This is a genomic window from Pseudomonas sp. TE6283, from assembly GCF_054060555.1.
This window is the reverse complement of record NZ_JBSSDH010000010.1, coordinates 91,231-108,066: the sequence shown is the minus strand read 5'-3', so window position 1 is coordinate 108,066 and position 16,836 is coordinate 91,231. Positions and strand designations below refer to the sequence as shown.

The following is a 16,836-nucleotide window of genomic DNA, read 5'->3' as shown; positions in this document are numbered from 1 at the left end:
ACTCACATGTGCTGCGCGACCACTGTAGGAGCGGCGGTTCGCCGCTGCGATTTACCCGCGAAGGGCTGCGACAGCAGCCCCATTCAACGCCAGGCCCTGCGCAGCCGCATCAATGCATCCGCAATCTGCGCTTCCGGCACTGCCGCAAACCCCAACACCAGCCCCGCGCGCTTATCCACAGGCACCTCGCTGTCTTCCAGCCAATAGCCACTCAGCGGATTGACCTCCACCCCCACCGCCTCGGCCCGGGCAACCAACGCTTGTTCCCGCGCAAAGTTATCCACAGTCACTTTCACATGCAGCCCCGCCGCCACTTCCGGCATTGCCCCCAGCCCCGCCACCTCCACCGGCCAGCCAGCCTTCAACACATTCCTGCGCGCCAACGCCGCCCGGCGCATGCGACGGATATGCCGCTGGAAATGCCCCTGGGCCATGAACTGCGCCATGACGCACTGGCTACCCACTTCCGAATGGCGCACCGCCAGCGCCTTGGCCTGGCTGAACACTTGCACCAGATATTTGGGCAGCACCAGGTAGCCCATCCGCAGCGCCGGGAAAGCAATCTTGCCGAAGGTGCCGACGTACAACACCCGGCCCTGTCGATCCAGCGCAGCCAGCGGTGCCAGGGGCGCGCCGCTGTAGCGGTACTCGCCGTCGTAGTCGTCCTCGACGATCCACCCGCCCTGGCGTTCAGCCCAGGCCAGCAACGACAGGCGCCGGGCCAGGCTCATGGTGACGCCGGTCGGGTACTGGTGGGCCGGGGTCACATAGGCCAGCCGACAGTCCGGCAGTTCGGCCAGACGCGCGCAGTCCATGCCCTCTTCATCCACCGGCACGCCGCTGACCCTTGCCCCCGCCAGGGCGAAGGCGTGCCCGGCGGCCCGATAGCCTGGGTTTTCCACAGCCACCCCGTCACCGGGCTGTAAAAGCAGCTGTGCACAAAAGCTGATCGCCTGCTGTGCGCCACTGGTGATCACAATTTGTTCAGCCGTGCAGGACAGCCCCCGCGAACGACGCAGATAGGTGGCGATCAGCTCACGCAACTGCACTTCTCCCGCCGGGTCGCCATAACCGAGCAGCGCCGGGTCGGGATTTCGCCAGAAACCCGCTTGCAGCTTGGCCCAAACCTCGAAAGGAAAGAGGTCGAAGGCGGGCAGGCCGACCCTGAAAGCCTTCGGCGAGCCGCTTCTGGGAGGCGGCAGGTGGTGATTTTTCAGACGCTGCAATGGTTCGCTACACGCGATGAAACTGGATAAATCCTCAGTGTCAGATGCCTGAAATGTGGATAACCCTGTTGATAAACCCCGGGATAACCCTGTGGACAGTTGTGTGGATAGTTTTCCCAGCCGGCTCACGTAGGTGCCATCGCCTACCCGGCTTTCGATGAAGCCTTCGGCATACAACTGGTCATAGGCGCGCACCACGCTATTGCGCGACAACGCCAGCATCGCCGCCAGGTCGCGGGTAGCCGGCAGCCGTGTGCCGCCTTCCAGGCGCCCATCCAGCACGCGGGCGCGCAGTGCCTGATAGAGCTGCTGGCTGAGCCCGCGCCGGCCACGGTCGAGGGCGAGGCCGGCCGGGTCGAAAGGTAACGCGTGGGTACGCTCGCTCATGGCATTGGACCTATCAAAGCAGTCATTAATGGCTCTTACATAGAGCCAATAGCCTGCCTAGGATGAAGCCACAGCACAAGGATCCCCCTGCATGTACAACAGCAAACCGCACCAGGAACACGACCTCGGCCGCCTGCACCAGCACATGCTGCAAACCCGCCTGGCCACACTGGTCAGCCACGGCGAACAGGGGCTGCTGGCCAGCCACTTGCCGGTGCTGGTCGCCACCGACGAGGGCGAGTTCGGTACGGTCTATGGCCACCTCGCCCGGGCCAACCCGCAATGGCAGAACCTGGCGCAAGGCGCCGAAGCGTTGCTGGTCTTCCCCGGCGCCGATGCCTATGTGAGCCCTGGGTTCTACCCGAGCAAGGCCGACAATCCCAAGGTGGTGCCCACCTGGAACTACATGGCGGTGCATGCCTGGGGCCCGGCGACGGTGATCCACGAGCCCGCCTCCTTGCTCGACATCGTCAGCCGCCTGACCGACCGCCATGAGCAAAGCCGCGCAACGCCGTGGCGCGTGGCCGATGCCCCTGCGGACTACCTCGACAGCATGCTGCGCGCCATCGTTGGCATCCGCCTGCCCATCAGCCGTTTGCAGGGCGCACGCAAACTCAGCCAGAACCGCTCGGCACAAGACATCGCCGGGGTACGCGAAGGCCTGGCCGCCAGCGCCGACCCTGTGGATAACCAACTCGCCGCGCACATGCGCGACCTCTGAAGGAAAAGGCCCATGACCAGCATCACCCTGCGCCCGGTAGGCGCCAACGACCACGCCGCCTGGCTACCCCTGTGGCAGGCCTACCTGCGCTTCTATGAAACCGAACTGCCCGAGGCGGTCAGCGCCAGCACCTGGCAACGCCTGCTGGACGGGCATGAGCCGACCCATTCGGCGCTGGCCTGGGTCGATGGCAAGGCGGTGGGGATGGTCAACTTCATCTACCATCGTTCCAACTGGAGCATCGAGCCTTCCTGCTACCTGCAAGACCTCTACGTGGACAGCGCAGTGCGCGGCCTGGGCATCGGCCGGCAGCTGATCGAGCATGTCTACGCCACGGCCAAGGCCGACGGCTGTGCCAAGGTGCACTGGCTGACCCACGAAACCAACGCCACCGCCATCAGCCTGTACGAGCAGGTTGCCGAGCGCCCCGGCTTCATCCAATTTCGCAAAGTACTGTAGGCCGCCCATGACCGACGCATTGAACTGGAAACCCGCCGGTACGCCCAAGGCCGACCCCCTCGAGGGTCGTTTCATCCTCCTGGAGAAGCTCGACCCGGCGCGCCATGGCGCCGACCTCTGGGATGTGCTGCAAGGGCCAGGCTCAGACCCGGTGCTGTGGGACTACTTGCCCTATGGCCCGTTCGTCGAACGCGCCAGCTTCGACCGTTGGCTCGACGGTAACGCCGCCAGCCGCGACCCGCTGTTCTACAGCGTGATCGACCGCGCTAGCGGCCAGGTGCAGGGCATCCTCAGCTACATGGCGATCGTGCCGGAACAGGGCCGCTTCGAGATCGGCCATATCGCCTTCGGCGCCGCCATGCAGCGCACGCCCAAGGGCACCGAGGCGGTCTACCTGCTGAGCAAGCTCGGCTTCGCGCTGGGCAACCGCCGGCTGGAGTGGAAGTGCAACAACGCCAATGATCGCTCCAAGCGTGCAGCGGAGCGGTTCGGCTTTGTGTTTGAAGGGGTGTTCCGTAACCACATGGTGGTCAAGGACCGCAATCGGGATACCGCCTGGTACTCGATTACCGATGCCGAGTGGCCGGCCGTGGCGGCGGGGTTCGAGCGTTGGTTGAGTGAGGAAAACCAGCAGCCTCAGGGGCAGGTGCTGACGCTGGAGGCATGTCGCCTGGGTTGAAGCAGTGCGGGGCAAGTCGCATCGGCGCACCGCCGCTCCCACGCTTGCGACTTGCCTCGCGATGCAGTCAACCGATCTGCCGGTGACGACTGACCACACCCATTTTCAAGCCGAACGGCTTGAACACTGCATTCAACGACTTGAGCGTGGGGTTGCCTTCCCCTGCTCGATCTGAATCAGCGTGCGAACCGAAATCTTGCACATCTTCGCAAACTGCGCCTGCTGCATCTTGGCCACCTCGACACGCAAGCGGCGCACTGCCGCGCCGAGTTCCAGGCTGCCGTCGGCGATACCTTCGCGCACAGCATCGATCAACAACCCGCGCACATCGATGGAAACTGTCATGCCAGCCCCCAGGCGGTCAGCCGCCGTTGCAGTGAGCCGAGGGCAATGGCCGGATGGTTCATTAGCGCATCAGAGAGCCCCATATCGGCCAGGATGTCCGGCAATGCCAGCAGGCTGCCGGCATCCTGGCGCAGGCGCTGCAAGGCCTGCTCCGGATCCATCAGGGGCGCCAAGGCATCAATTTCTAGGATACTAGTCCCATTGGCCCACCCTCAGCGGCAGGCCACGATCTACCTCATCAAACCAACTTCGCCTTGAGCTCGGCAATGTGCTCCGGGCCGATTCCGCAGCAACCGCCGACCAGACTGGCACCGCGCTGGCGCCAGTTCTGTGCCCAGCTCAGGTAGCCCGGTGGGTCCAGGTCTTCACGCAGCTCGTCCAGGCCATCATTGGCCGTTGCATCCTTGGGCTGGGGTGGGAAGGCGTTGGCGTAGGCACCGATGGCGATATCGGCACCCAGGCGCTCGAATGCTGCCTTGGCGGCATCGATGGCATCACCAATCACTTCGGGCTGGCTGCAGTTGAACAACAACACCTGCGCACCAAGCGCGGCAACGGCTTCGGCGGCTTGCGCGACCGGTTCGCCCGAGCGCAGCCGTGGCACGTCATCGACGTCTTCATCGCGCAGGGTGAACGACACCCAGAACGGCTTGCCATCGCGCGGCAGCTGTGCGTGGATGGCACGCACTTCCGCGATCGAACTCTGGGTTTCCGCCAGCCACAGGTCGACATGCTCGGCCAGGCCTTCAAGCAGCGGCGTCAGCACTGCGGCGACCTGTTGCGGCTGGAACAGGTCTGGGCGATAGGAACCGAACAGCGGCGGCAAGGAGCCGGCAACCCGCACCTTGCCCCCGGCAGCATCGGCAGCCGCCCGTGCCAATTGCCCTGCGGTTTGTGCCAGGGCGTAGCCCTCTTTGGCAAAGCGCGCTTCGCCGATATGAAACGGCACCACCGCATAGCTGTTGCTGGTGATCACTTCGGCACCCGCCGCGATGTAGGCAGCATGGGCGGCCACTACGGCCTCCGGCGCCTCGCTCAGCGCCAGCGCCGACCACTCCGGCTGACGAAACGGCGCACCCCGGCGCTGCAATTCCCGCCCCATGCCGCCATCCAGAATAACCAACGACCGTTCGCCCATATGCCATTCACTTATATTGATATGAATAAAATTCACTAGTTAGTACATGTTTATAACTATTAAATATCAAACATCCTTTATTCAAGCACTTTTTCAGGTATCTCCATGCGTTTACCAACCTTGCTGGGCGCCGGTCTCCTTGCCCTGAGCGCTGCCACTCAAGCCTTCGCAGGCGCCACGCTGGAACGTGTGGAAACCCGCAAGGAACTGGTCAATGTGCTGATGGAGAGCTACCCGCCGTTCTCTTTCCTCAACGAGCAAAATCAGCTCGACGGCTTCGATGTGGACGTGGCCAAGGCAGTCGCCGAAAAGCTGGGGGTAAAACTGCGCCTGGAAACACCCTCCTGGGACGTGATCGCTGCTGGCCGCTGGAGCGGCCGCTACGACATCTGCATCTGCTCGATGACGCCGAGCAAGGCGCGCGCCGAAGTGTTCGACTTCCCGGTGGAGTACTACGCCTCGCCGGCGGTTATCGTGGTCAACGCCAAGGACGAGCGCATCCACTCGGCCAAGGACCTGAACGGGCGCAAGGTCGGCCTGACCAGTGCCTCCAGCTACGAGAGCTACCTGAACAAGAACCTGGTGATCGAAGGCGCCGAAGACCGCAAGATCGACTACCCCTTCGACTTCGTCCAGGCCGCCCCATACGACACCGACAACGTTGCCTTCCAGGACCTCGGCCTGGGCGCCGGCGTGCGCCTGGATGCAATCCTGACCAACCTGGTGACCGCGCAACCCCGCCTGGACCAGGACAAGCGTTTCAAGCTGGCCGGGGCGCCGTTGTATGAAGAGCCCAACTCGGTGGCCATCGAGAAAGGCGACCCAGAATGGGATGCCAAGGTGCGCCAGGTGTTCGCCGAGCTGAAAGCCGAGGGTACGCTGGCGAAGCTTTCGCAGAAGTGGATCGGCGCCGACATCAGTAAATGAATGCACATCAACCTGCTCCCAAGCCCGTCGCCACAACGACGGGCTCGCGCCTGCTCGGCTTTCGCAGCCGGCTGTACCTGACGTGGCTGGTATTGTTGCTGCTGTTCGTGGGCTTTTTCTTAAACTTTGATCTGAAATTTTCGATCATCGTAGAGAAATTCCCCAACCTTGCAGGCTTCCGGCTTGGCCCCAACGGCTTTTTGCAAGGCGCCGCGCTGACCCTGTTCCTGTGCATCTGCTCGATGTTCACCTCGGTGCTGCTGGGTTTTGCCGCCGCCTTGGCAAGGCTGTCCAGCAGTGCGGTGCTGTTTGGCCTGGCGAGTTTCTACACCTCGTTCTTTCGCGGCACACCGCTGTTGATCCAGATTCTGCTGATCTACCTGGGCCTGCCACAGCTGGGCCTGGTGCCGGGCGCCATCGCCGCCGGGATCATCGCCCTGTCACTGAACTACGGCGCCTACCTGAGCGAGATCTTCCGCGCCGGCATCATCGGCGTCGCCGTCGGCCAGCGCCAGGCTGCCCTGGCCCTGGGCATGCGCCCGGCAGCGATCTTCTGGCACATCACCCTGCCCCAGGCCATGCGCACCATCATCCCGCCGAGCGCCAACCAGTTCATCTCAATGCTCAAGGACTCGTCGCTGATTTCGGTGATGGGTGTCTGGGAAGTGATGTTCCTGGCCCAGTCCTACGGCCGCTCCAGCTATCGCTACCTGGAGATGCTGACCACCGCAGCGGTGATCTACTGGGTGCTGTCGATCCTGCTGGAGCTGGTGCAGGCCCGGCTGGAGCGGCATTTCGGCAAGGGTTACCAACGCTGAGCGGCAGGCGAAAAAAAGGGGAGCATTCGCTCCCCAGAGGTTAACCGCTTGTAGATGAAGGCTTATCTCAGCCTTCGATCTCGATCAGGATCTCGCCCGGGGTGACCCGGTCGCCTTTGGCCACATGGATGGCCACGACCTTGCCGGCGATCGCCGCCTGCACTTCGGTCTCCATCTTCATGGCTTCGGTGATCAGCACCGCTTGACCGGCCTTGACCACGTCACCTTCCTTGACCAGCACATCGACGATGTTGCCCGGCATGCTGGTGCTGACATGGCCCGGCTCGCTGGCCTGCTTGCGCTTGCTGCCACCACCGCCGACGAACTCGTTCAGCGGCTCGAACACCACTTCCTCAGGCATGCCATCGATGGACAGGTAGAAGTGGCGCTTGCCTTCGGCCTTGACGCCCACACCGGTGATGTCGACGCGGTAGGTCTCGCCGTGCACGTCGATGACGAACTCGGTCGGCACGCCCTCACCGCCCACCGAACCCACCGCGCCGGCTTCCGGAATCGGCAGCAGGGCTTCGGGCTTGAGGGAGCCGGCTTCGCGCTCCTCGAGGAACTTGCGGCCAATGTCGGGGAACATGGCAAAGGTCAGCACGTCTTCCTCGGAATGCGCCAGGCTGCCGATATCGGCACGCAGCTTGGCCATCTCCGGCTTGAGCAGGTCGGCCGGGCGCACGTCGATCACTTCCTCGCTGCCGATCGCCTGGCGGCGCAACTGCTCGTTGACCACGCCCGGCGCCTTGCCGTAACCGCCCTGCAGGTACAGCTTCACCTCGTTGGTGATGGTCTTGTAGCGCTCGCCGGCCAGCACGTTGAAGAACGCCTGGGTACCGACGATCTGCGAGGTCGGCGTCACCAGCGGCGGGAAGCCGAGGTCTTCGCGCACCCGCGGGATCTCCGCCAGCACTTCGTTCATGCGGTTGAGCGCGCCCTGCTCCTTGAGCTGGTTGGCCAGGTTGGAAATCATCCCGCCCGGCACCTGGTTGACCTGCACGCGGGTGTCCACGGCGGTGAACTCGCTCTCGAACTGGTGGTACTTCTTGCGCACGGCGTAGAAGTACAGGCCGATCTCCTGCAGCAGCTCCAGGTCCAGGCCGGTGTCGAACTCGCTGCCCTTGAGGGCGGCGACCATCGATTCGGTGCCCGGGTGGCTGGTGCCCCAGGCGAAGCTGGAGATGGCGGTGTCGATATGGTCGGCGCCGTTTTCCACCGCCTTGAGCTGGCACATCGCGGCCAGGCCGGCGGTGTCGTGGGAGTGGATGAACACCGGCAGCGACTGTTCGGCCTTCAGTGCCTTGACCAGCTCGCCGGTGGCGAACGGGGTCAACAAGCCGGCCATGTCCTTGATCGCCACCGAGTCGCAGCCCATGGCTTCCATCTGCTTGGCCTGCTGCACGAAGGCGTCGATGGTGTGCACGGGGCTGGTGGTGTAGGCGATGGTGCCCTGGGCGTGCTTGCCGGCGGCCTTCACCGCCTCGATGGCCACGCGCAGGTTACGCACGTCGTTCATGGCGTCGAAGATGCGGAACACATCGATGCCGTTGACCGCCGCCTTGGCGACAAAGGCCTTGACCACGTCGTCGCTGTAGTGGCGGTAGCCCAGCAGGTTCTGGCCGCGCAGGAGCATCTGCAGGCGGGTGTTGGGCAATGCGGCGCGCAGCTTGCGCAGGCGCTCCCACGGGTCTTCCTTGAGGAAGCGCACGCAGGCGTCGAAGGTGGCGCCGCCCCAGACTTCCAGCGACCAGTAGCCGACCTTGTCGAGCTTGTCGCAGATCGGCAGCATGTCTTCGGTGCGCATGCGGGTGGCCAGCAGGGACTGGTGGGCGTCGCGCAGGATTGTGTCGGTGACAAAGATTTTCTTGGACATTGTTCGGTTCCTCACAGGCCTGCGTGCGCGGCGATGGCGGCGGCGATGGCCAGGGCCAGCTCTTCGGGTTTGCGCTTGATCGAGTAGTTGGTCAGTTCAGGGTGGCTTTCGACGAAGCTGGTGTTGAACTGGCCGCTGCGGAATTCCGGATTGCGCAGGATTTCCTGGTAGTACGCGGCGGTGGTCTTCACCCCCTGCACGCGCATGTCGTCCAGGGCCCGCAGGCCGCGGTCCATGGCTTCTTCCCAGGTCAGCGCCCATACCACGAGCTTCAGGCACATGGAGTCGTAGAACGGCGGGATGGTATAGCCGGTGTAGATCGCCGTGTCGGTGCGCACGCCGGGGCCGCCGGGGGCGTAGTAGCGGGTGATCTTGCCGAAGCTGGGCAGGAAGTTGTTCTTCGGATCTTCGGCGTTGATGCGGAACTGCAACGCGAAGCCACGGTGCTGGATGTCTTCCTGCTTGATCGACAGCGGCAGGCCGGAGGCGATGCGAATCTGCTCGCGGACGATGTCGATGCCGGTGATTTCCTCGGTGATGGTGTGTTCCACCTGCACCCGGGTGTTCATCTCCATGAAGTACACCTCGCCATCGGCGAGCAGGAACTCCACGGTACCGGCGTTCTCGTAGTCCACCGCCTTGGCCGCGCGCACCGCCAGGTCGCCGATGTAGGCGCGCTGCTCGGGGGTAAGCTGTGGGCTTGGGGCAATCTCGATCAGCTTCTGGTTGCGGCGCTGGATCGAGCAGTCGCGTTCAAACAGGTGCACCACGTTACCGAAGCGGTCACCGAGGATCTGCGCCTCGATGTGCTTGGGGTTGACGATGCATTTTTCCAGGAACACTTCCGCCGAGCCGAAGGCCTTGGTGGCCTCGGAGATGACACGGGGGAAGTTCTGCTCCAGCTCTTCACGGCTGTTGCAGCGTCGGATGCCACGCCCGCCGCCACCGGAGGTCGCCTTGAGCATCACCGGGTAACCGATGCGGTCGCCTTCGCGCAGGGCTTCATGGATATCGGCGACGTTGCCTTCGGTGCCGGGGGTGACCGGGACACCGGCCGCGATCATGGTGCGGCGAGCCTCGGTCTTGTCGCCCATGCGGCGAATGACATCGGCGGCCGGGCCGATGAACTTGATCCCGCGTTCGGCGCAGATCTCCGCAAGCTCGGCGTTTTCCGACAGGAAACCGTAGCCTGGATGCAGGGCATCGCAGCCGGTCTCGACAGCAAGGTTCACCAGCTTGCGCGGGTTCAGGTAGCCGGCCAGGGGCTCGGCACCGATGCTGTAGGCCTCGTCGGCGCGCTTGACGTGCAGGGCGTGACGGTCGGCGTCGGCGTAGATCGCGACGGAGCGAATGCCCATCTCGGCGCAGGCACGCACGATCCGAACTGCGATCTCACCCCGGTTGGCGATCAGGATTTTTGTTATCACTGGAGTCTTCCCAAAGCCGTAGGAACAGACGAGCCGGTTTTACCGGTCGGCGCGTGACCAGACGTCGCTGGCCAGTCGCATATTCACCCTAGCGCCGAAGGTCAATAAACAAAAATCAATATTTGTTAGGGGTAGTATTAGCAAAAGCTTATAGTGAGGTAACAAGGTTTTGCCGGAGCCCCGGAAAAATGCGTAAGTCCTTGATGCGTATGACTTTGCGTCAACTGCAGGTGTTCAACGAGGTGTGTGATCTGCGCTCCTACAGCCGGGCGGCAGAGGAGATGGCGTTGACGCAACCCGCCGTAAGTCTACAAATCCGCCAACTCGAGGAGCTGGTCGGCCAGCCGCTGTTCGAGTACGTCGGCAAGAAGCTCTACCTGACCGAGGCAGCCGAGGCGCTGCAACGCGCCAGCCGGGATATCTTCGGGCGCCTGGAGAACCTCGACATGCAGCTGTCGGACCTGCAGGGCTCATTGCAGGGGCAGCTGAAACTGGCGATCGAATCCAGCGCCAAGTACTTCGTGCCACACCTGTTCGCCGCCTTCAAACAGCGCCACCCGGAGGTCAACCTCACCCTCACGGTGGTCAACCGGGCCCAGGCGATCCGGCGCCTGTCGGACAACCGCGACGACCTGACCATCATGTCCATGGTGCCCCAGGACATGGGCCTGGAGTTCCTGCCCTTCCTCAACAACCCGATCATTGCCGTGGCGCCGCCGGACCATCCGCTGTGCAAGCTCGAACAGCTGCGCCTGCAGGATCTGGAGCCTCATGCCCTGCTGGTCCGCGAGCAAGGGTCAGGCACGCGCAAGGCCTGCGAGGAGTTCTTCAAGGACAAGCGCGTGCACTTCACCCAGACCGTCGAGGTGGCCTCCACGGACGCCCAGCGCGAATGCGTGGTGGCCGGCCTGGGCATCGCCCTGCTGACCCGCCACGCGGTCAATCTGGAGCTGGCCACCGGCGTGCTCAGGGAACTGCCGGTGGAAGAGCTGCCGCTGTACCGCAGTTGGTGCCTGGTGCAATCCAAAAACAAGCGCCAGTCGCCGGTCGCCCTGGCGTTCCAGTCGTTCATCCGCGGTGAACGTGCGCAGATCAGCGGGCTTGTGGAGCGTTTCTCGGGTAGGTTGCCGCCGAAACCTGCCACACCGTGATGTCTTGCAGGTCGGGGTAGTCGGCCAGCTCGCGCAGCAGCTGGCGCTGGTCGCAGTAGCTTTCGATCGCGCGGCGGAACTCCATGCGGCGCTGGTCCTTTTCCTGCTGCTTGCGAGCCTTGGCGTTGGGTTGGTACACACCTGCGTGATCATGTGCCATTGCCTGTCTCCCAGATAGGATGCGGGAGTTTCAGACTGGCCTCAGGGGTTTACCGTTTGGCGGTGGAATGGTGACGAAATGATGAAATCTGCGTGGGAGCGGGCATCGATCAGTCGTCGGTGGCCTTGATCGACTTGGGCGACAAACGCAGGCTGCGCAAGCTGCGCTTCACGCTCTTGAGGTGGTTGACCAGGCTCGGCCCGCGGGCCATGGCCACGCCCATGGCCAGCACGTCGATCACCACCAGGTGAGCGATACGCGAGGTCAGCGGGGTGTAGATCTCGGTGTCCTCATGCACGTCGATGGCCAGGTTGACCGTCGACAATTCGGCCAGCGGCGTCTGGCTCGGGCACAGGGTGATCAAATTGGCGCCACTTTCACGCACCAGGTTGGCGGTGATCAGCAGGTCCTTGGAGCGCCCCGACTGCGAAATGCACACCGCCACGTCGCCCGGCTTCAGGGTGACCGCCGACATCGCCTGCATGTGCGGGTCGGAATAGGCCGCGGCGCTGAGCAGCAGGCGGAAGAACTTGTGCTGGGCATCGGCCGCCACCGCGCCGGAAGCGCCAAAGCCGTAGAACTCCACGCGCTGGGCCTGGGCCATGGCGGTCACCGCCTGCTGCAGCGCCTGCGGGTCGAGGTGCTCGCGCACCTCCATCAGCGTGTGCAGGGTGGTGTCGAAGATCTTCAGGCTGTAGTCGGCGACCGAATCGTCTTCGTGAATCGCGAACTGGCCGAAACTGGCGCCAGCGGCCAGGCTCTGCGCCAGCTTGAGCTTGAGATCCTGGAAACCCGAACAGCCAATCGCCCGGCAGAAGCGCACGATGGTCGGCTCGCTGATCCCCACGCTGTGCGCCAGGTCGGCCATCGAACTGTGCATGACGGCAGCCGGATCGAGCAGCACATGGTCGGCCACTTTGAGTTCCGATTTGCGCAGCAGGTGCCGCGATTGGTCGATATGTTGCAACAGATTCACGGGCTGGACTCGGTTATGATCGGCGTGCCGGGATGTAGCTTTCTTGTAGTTATACTACATGCTTGCCAACCCGCCCAGCTAAACGAACGTGGAGAGTGGTGGTTTGACGATTCCTTGCGACATCCTGGTTTTCGGCGGCACGGGCGACCTGGCCCTGCACAAGCTGCTTCCCGCGCTTTACCACCTGTATCGCGAGGCCCGCCTGCACAACGCCGTGCGGATCATCGCCCTGGCCCGGCGCCACCTTTCGCGCAACGACTACCTCAAGCTCGCCGAACGCCATTGCCGGGCGCAGATCGCCCGCCAGGACTTCGACGAGGACGTCTGGCAGCGCTTCTGCGCCCGACTGGACTACTTCCCCATGGACGCCGCGCAGAGCGCCGACTTCGGCCGCCTGGCCCGCTACCTGGGCGAACCCGGCGGTTTGACCCGCATCTACTACCTGGCCACCGCGCCCAGGCTGTTCGTACCCATCGCCAACCATCTGCGCATCGCCGGCCTTGCCGACAGCGAGGCGCGCATCGTGCTGGAGAAGCCCATCGGCCATTCGCTGGAGTCGGCCACCGCGATCAACGAGGCCATCGGCGCAGTGTTCAGCGAACCGCAGGTATTCCGCATCGACCACTACCTGGGCAAGGAAACCGTGCAGAACCTCATGGCCCTGCGCTTCGCCAATGCCCTGCTGGAGCCGGTGTGGCGCAACGGCCAGGTCGACCATGTGCAGATCAGCGTCTGCGAGACCCTTGGCGTGGAGAACCGTGGCGCCTACTACGACCGCGCCGGCGCCACCCGCGACATGCTGCAGAACCACCTGCTGCAATTGCTCTGCCTGGTGGCGATGGAGCCGCCGGCGCAGTTCGAGGCCGAGGCGGTGCGCGACGAAAAGGTGAAGATCCTTCGCGCGCTCAAGCCCATCACCGGCCAGGACGTGCAGGACAAGACCGTGCGCGGCCAGTACGGCGCCGGCAAGATCGGCGGCCAGGAAGTGCCGGCCTACTACTTCGAAAAGGACGTGGACAACGACAGCGACACCGAGACCTTCATCGCGGTACAGGCGCACATCGACAACTGGCGCTGGGCCGGCGTGCCGTTCTACCTGCGCACCGGCAAGCGCATGACACGGCGCTCGTCGCAGATCGTCATCCAGTTCAAGCCGGTGCCCCACGAGTTGTTCAGCGGCGGACAGGTCAACCAGTTGCTGATCCAGCTACAGCCGGAGGAGCACATCAGCCTGCGCATGATGACCAAGAGCCCGGGCAAGGGCATGCGCCTGGCGCCGGTCGAACTGGACCTGAACCTCGCCCAGGCCTTTGCCCAGACCCGCCGCTGGGACGCCTACGAGCGGCTGCTGCTGGATGTGCTGGAAGGCGACTCGACGCTGTTCATGCGCCGCGACGAGGTCGAGGCCGCCTGGGCCTGGATCGACCCGATCCTGCAGGGCTGGGAGGAACACTTCCAGGCGCCACGCCCCTACCCCGCCGGCAGCAATGGCCCGGAACAGGCCAACAGCCTGCTGACACGCCAGGGCCAGGCCTGGCATCTTTAGCACAACAGGTCGGCCGTCGAGCGATCAAGCAGCGCGCGGAACGAGGTCGCGTCCACCGGCCGGCTGATCAGGTAGCCCTGCACCTCATCACAACCATGCTCGCGCAGGAACTGCAGCTGCTCGCGGGTTTCCACCCCTTCGGCCACCACCTTCAGTTGCAGGCTCTTGGCCATGGCGATGATCGCCCGGGTAATGGCCGCGTCCTGTGAGCCTTCGAGCAGGCCGCGGATGAAGGCCTGGTCGATCTTCACGTAGTCGACCGGGAAGCGCTTGAGGTAGCTCAACGACGAATAGCCGGTGCCGAAGTCGTCGATGGCCAGCTTCACCCCCAGCGCGTGGAGCTGTTCGAAGGTGGTGATGATGTGCTCGACGCTGTCCAGCAGCTGGCTTTCGGTCAGTTCCAACTCCAGCAGGTGCGGCGCCAGGCCGGACTCCTGCAGGACCTGGCGCACCAGGCTGACCAGCTTGCCTTGGCGCAGCTGATACACCGACAGGTTGACCGAAACGCGCACCTCCAGGCCCTGGCGCAACCATTCGCACGCCTGCCAGCAAGCCTGGCGCAACACGAACTCACCCATGGGCGCGATCAGCCCGGTCTCTTCGGCCAGGCCGATGAACTCGCTGGGCGGCACCATGCCCCACTCGGGGTGCTGCCAGCGCACCAGCGCCTCGGCCGCGTGCAACTGGCCGGTGCGCAGGCACAGCTTGGGTTGGTAGTAGACCAGTAACTGGCGCTCGTCGATGGCCTTGCGCAGCTGGTTCTCCAGTTGCAGGCGTTCCAGGGTGCTGGCGCGCAGGCTCTCGGTGTAGAACTGAAAGCTGTCACCGCCCAGGTGCTTGGCGTGCTGCTTGGCCATGTCGGCCTGGCTGACCAGGGCATTGAGGTCCTGGGTGGCGTCGGACAACAGGCTGATGCCCACCGACGCACTGATCACCACCTCGTGCCCGCCGACGCGCTGGGGCACGCGCAGCTTGTCGAGCAGCCGGGTGGTGACACGCACCAGGCTCGACAGATTTGTGTAGCCGTCGAACAGCACGGCGAACTCGTCGCCGGACAGGCGCGCCACGGTGTCGGCCTCCGGCACCGCGTTGGCCAGGCGCTGTGCCATCTTCTTGAGCAGCTGGTCCGCCAGTTCGTGGCCCAGGCTTTCGTTGAGCAGCTTGAAGCGGTCCAGGTCCACATGCAGCAGCGCCAGGCTGCGGCCGTTCAGGCGCATGCGCTGCGCCGCCTCGTGCAAACGCAAGCGGAATAGCGCGCGGTTGGCCAAACCGGTGAGGTCGTCGTAATGCGCCAGGTAGCGCAGGCGCTCCTCGGATTCGCGGCGTGCGGACAGGTCGGTGAAAAAGCCGACGATATTGACGATTCGTCCCCGAGGGTCATTCACGCTGTTCAGTTGCAACCACTGCGGGTAGAGCTCGCCGTTCTTACGCGCCTCGACCAGCTCGCCCTGCCAGCGGCCCTGCTGCTCCAACGCCTGGTCGATGGCCTGGCTGTGGCGCCGGGCATCGCGGCTGCAGGGCAGCTCCAGGGCGTTGCGGGCGATCAGTTCGGCCCGGCCGTAGCCGGTGACATCGCAGAAGGCCTGGTTCACCGCCAGCAACTGGAAGTCCGCGTCGAGAATGGCGATCCCTTCGCTGGCCGCCTCGAACACCGTCGCGGCCAGGCGCTGCTGCTCTTCCTGTTCCTTGCGTGCGGTGATGTCGCGGCGGGTGCCGAGCATGCGCAGGACCTTGCCCTGGCCATCGGACTCCACCGCCCGCCCGCAGTCCTCGATCCAGCACCAGTGCCCCTGGGCGTGGCGTACCCGGTACTCGACCCGGTAGTCCTCGGTCCGCCCCTTGAGGTGCTCGACCAGCGTGCGTCGCAGCACGGGCAGGTCATCGGGATGCAGCCGCGGCTTGAGGTCGGCGCGCACCGAGCGTACCTGCTCCGGATCCAGGCCGAACAGCGCATGCAACTGGGTGTGATGGACCTCGTCGGTTTCCAGGTTCCAGTCCCACAGCCCGAGTTCGCTGGCCTGCAAGGCCAGGGCCAGGCGCTGCTCGCTCTTGCTCAGGGCCTGGTTGGCCAGGTCCAGCTCATGACTGCGTTGGGCCACGCGCTGCTCGAGGCCGGCATGGGCCTTGCGCAGGTCGTCCTCGGCCCGTCGCCGTTGGGCGATCTCTGCACTGAGCTGACGGTTGAGGCCCTCACCATGACGCTGGGCGTTCTGCAGGTGCTCGATCAGCGCCTGGTTCTGGAAGCGGCGCAGCAGGCCGCGCTCGATCAGGCGATTGACCTGCCAGGCCACCACCATCAGCGCCACCAGCAGGATCAGCCCCAGCCAGCCCCAGCCGCGCTGGTGTCCGGCGTCATAGACGAATAGAAACGCGATCGGCGGCAGCAGGCACGGCAGGGCGAAGCTGAGAAACGCCGGCAGGCTGACCGCGTAGGCGACACTGGCCGACAACGCCGCCGCGCCGAGCAGGCCGAAGACCCAGGCCTGCTGCACGAAGTTGTCCGCCGGCGCCAGGGCGATCACCGCGCAGGCCAAGGTCAGGCCACTGAACGCCGAGCCGAGCAGGAACATGCGCCGCCAGGTCGGCTTGGCCTGGCGCGCCGGCGTCGCCGCGTCGAAGGCCGCTACCTGGATCACCCGAAGCGCCACCAGCGCCACCAGCCAGGCCATCCAAACCCCGACCAGCAAATAGCGCGCAGGGCTCCACAGCAGCCAGGCGCAGAGCAGGCCGTTGAGCAACATGAACAAGGTGGGCAGCAACGAGCCCTGGTACAGCAGGCGAGTACGCTCGATCGACAGCTGGGTGGCGAATTGCCTGCGAACGCTCCTTGTCGTCTCCGGCGATGCTCCGATCGCCGCGCAATCCTGGGTCATATTGGCTGGGTTCTTTTGTCTTCTTGTTATGGCTGACCGCAAATGTGCAGGGAGCATACACAAGCACCGCGTCGGACCAAACTGCTCTGCGTCATGATTTCGAAAATGTCTGCTGCGTCCAGGTCTG

15 protein-coding genes and 1 pseudogene are annotated in these 16,836 nt (G+C 64.3%); 7 read left to right on the top strand and 9 right to left on the bottom strand.

Features of this window, described 5'->3' with window-relative positions; all coding sequences use genetic code 11:
* Nucleotides 1–83 precede the first annotated feature (83 nt).
* Nucleotides 84–1,613, bottom strand: coding sequence for a MocR-like pyridoxine biosynthesis transcription factor PdxR (gene pdxR, locus ACVWZ5_RS15375; RefSeq protein ID WP_062575630.1), 1,530 nt, complete (start codon nt 1,611–1,613; stop codon nt 84–86).
* A 91-nt stretch (nt 1,614–1,704) separates the two neighbouring features.
* Here pdxR and ACVWZ5_RS15370 point away from each other — a divergent pair, with 91 nt between their 5' ends.
* From ACVWZ5_RS15370 to ACVWZ5_RS15360, 3 genes are read left to right on the top strand one after another with little or no spacing between them, the layout of a single operon-like run.
* The gene (locus tag ACVWZ5_RS15370; protein ID WP_062575631.1) at nt 1,705–2,334 is read left to right on the top strand and encodes an FMN-binding negative transcriptional regulator; all 630 of its coding nucleotides are present in this window, start codon (nt 1,705–1,707) and stop codon (nt 2,332–2,334) included.
* A 12-nt stretch (nt 2,335–2,346) separates the two neighbouring features.
* Nucleotides 2,347–2,793, top strand: coding sequence for a GNAT family N-acetyltransferase (locus ACVWZ5_RS15365; protein ID WP_084942351.1), 447 nt, complete (start codon nt 2,347–2,349; stop codon nt 2,791–2,793).
* A gap of 7 nt (nt 2,794–2,800) precedes the next feature.
* Nucleotides 2,801–3,472 carry a GNAT family N-acetyltransferase gene (locus tag ACVWZ5_RS15360; RefSeq protein ID WP_457340716.1) on the top strand — a complete coding sequence of 224 codons (672 nt, stop codon included), beginning with the start codon at nt 2,801–2,803 and terminating at the stop codon, nt 3,470–3,472.
* Between the two features lie 67 nt (nt 3,473–3,539).
* Here the strand turns inward: ACVWZ5_RS15360 and ACVWZ5_RS15355 are convergent.
* The 3 genes and pseudogenes from ACVWZ5_RS15355 to ACVWZ5_RS15345 all read right to left on the bottom strand — a co-directional run bounded on the left by ACVWZ5_RS15355 (nt 3,540) and on the right by ACVWZ5_RS15345 (nt 4,955).
* Nucleotides 3,540–3,817 (bottom strand): annotated as a pseudogene (locus ACVWZ5_RS15355) (helix-turn-helix transcriptional regulator).
* Complete coding sequence (locus ACVWZ5_RS15350) at nt 3,814–3,990, bottom strand: hypothetical protein (RefSeq protein ID WP_155721695.1); 177 nt, start codon at nt 3,988–3,990, stop codon at nt 3,814–3,816. Before ACVWZ5_RS15350 ends, ACVWZ5_RS15355 begins: the two are co-directional and overlap by 4 nt.
* Nucleotides 3,991–4,055: 65 nt before the next feature.
* On the bottom strand, nt 4,056–4,955 hold the full coding sequence (locus ACVWZ5_RS15345) for a homocysteine S-methyltransferase family protein (RefSeq protein WP_062575635.1): 900 nt from the start codon (nt 4,953–4,955) through the stop codon (nt 4,056–4,058).
* Between the two features lie 105 nt (nt 4,956–5,060).
* Between ACVWZ5_RS15345 and ACVWZ5_RS15340 the strand changes: the two genes are divergently transcribed.
* Both ACVWZ5_RS15340 and ACVWZ5_RS15335 read left to right on the top strand, forming a co-directional pair.
* Nucleotides 5,061–5,882: an ABC transporter substrate-binding protein gene (locus ACVWZ5_RS15340; RefSeq protein WP_062575636.1), complete on the top strand. Its 822-nt coding sequence runs from the start codon at nt 5,061–5,063 to the stop codon at nt 5,880–5,882.
* Nucleotides 5,879–6,700, top strand: a complete 822-nt coding sequence (locus ACVWZ5_RS15335) for an amino acid ABC transporter permease (protein ID WP_028689990.1) — start codon at nt 5,879–5,881, stop codon at nt 6,698–6,700. The genes ACVWZ5_RS15340 and ACVWZ5_RS15335 overlap by 4 nt, the downstream gene beginning before the upstream one ends.
* Nucleotides 6,701–6,767: 67 nt before the next feature.
* Here the strand turns inward: ACVWZ5_RS15335 and oadA are convergent, their stop codons facing one another.
* Both oadA and ACVWZ5_RS15325 read right to left on the bottom strand, forming a co-directional pair.
* Nucleotides 6,768–8,576, bottom strand: coding sequence for a sodium-extruding oxaloacetate decarboxylase subunit alpha (oadA, locus tag ACVWZ5_RS15330; protein WP_028689991.1), 1,809 nt, complete (start codon nt 8,574–8,576; stop codon nt 6,768–6,770).
* A gap of 11 nt (nt 8,577–8,587) precedes the next feature.
* Entirely contained in the window at nt 8,588–10,003 is a 1,416-nt protein-coding gene (locus ACVWZ5_RS15325) for an acetyl-CoA carboxylase biotin carboxylase subunit (RefSeq protein WP_062575637.1), read from the bottom strand.
* Nucleotides 10,004–10,206: 203 nt separating this feature from the next.
* Here ACVWZ5_RS15325 and ACVWZ5_RS15320 point away from each other — a divergent pair, with 203 nt between their 5' ends.
* A complete protein-coding gene (locus ACVWZ5_RS15320) occupies nt 10,207–11,154 on the top strand; it encodes a LysR family transcriptional regulator (protein ID WP_457340724.1) in 948 nt (315 codons plus the stop codon).
* On the opposite strand, the gene ACVWZ5_RS15315 is transcribed toward ACVWZ5_RS15320, so the two are convergent.
* Nucleotides 11,096–11,314: a PA3496 family putative envelope integrity protein gene (locus ACVWZ5_RS15315; protein ID WP_051555645.1), complete on the bottom strand. Its 219-nt coding sequence runs from the start codon at nt 11,312–11,314 to the stop codon at nt 11,096–11,098. The two genes, ACVWZ5_RS15320 and ACVWZ5_RS15315, sit on opposite strands and share 59 nt — an antisense overlap.
* A gap of 109 nt (nt 11,315–11,423) precedes the next feature.
* Entirely contained in the window at nt 11,424–12,290 is an 867-nt protein-coding gene (gene hexR, locus ACVWZ5_RS15310) for a transcriptional regulator HexR (protein ID WP_023630201.1), read from the bottom strand.
* A gap of 103 nt (nt 12,291–12,393) precedes the next feature.
* On the opposite strand from hexR, the gene zwf reads away from it, so the two are divergent.
* A complete protein-coding gene (zwf, locus tag ACVWZ5_RS15305; RefSeq protein ID WP_457340715.1) occupies nt 12,394–13,836 on the top strand; it encodes a glucose-6-phosphate dehydrogenase in 1,443 nt (480 codons plus the stop codon).
* On the opposite strand, the gene ACVWZ5_RS15300 is transcribed toward zwf, so the two are convergent.
* Complete coding sequence (locus ACVWZ5_RS15300; protein ID WP_062575641.1) at nt 13,833–16,709, bottom strand: putative bifunctional diguanylate cyclase/phosphodiesterase; 2,877 nt, start codon at nt 16,707–16,709, stop codon at nt 13,833–13,835. The two genes, zwf and ACVWZ5_RS15300, sit on opposite strands and share 4 nt — an antisense overlap.
* Nucleotides 16,710–16,836 lie beyond the last annotated feature (127 nt).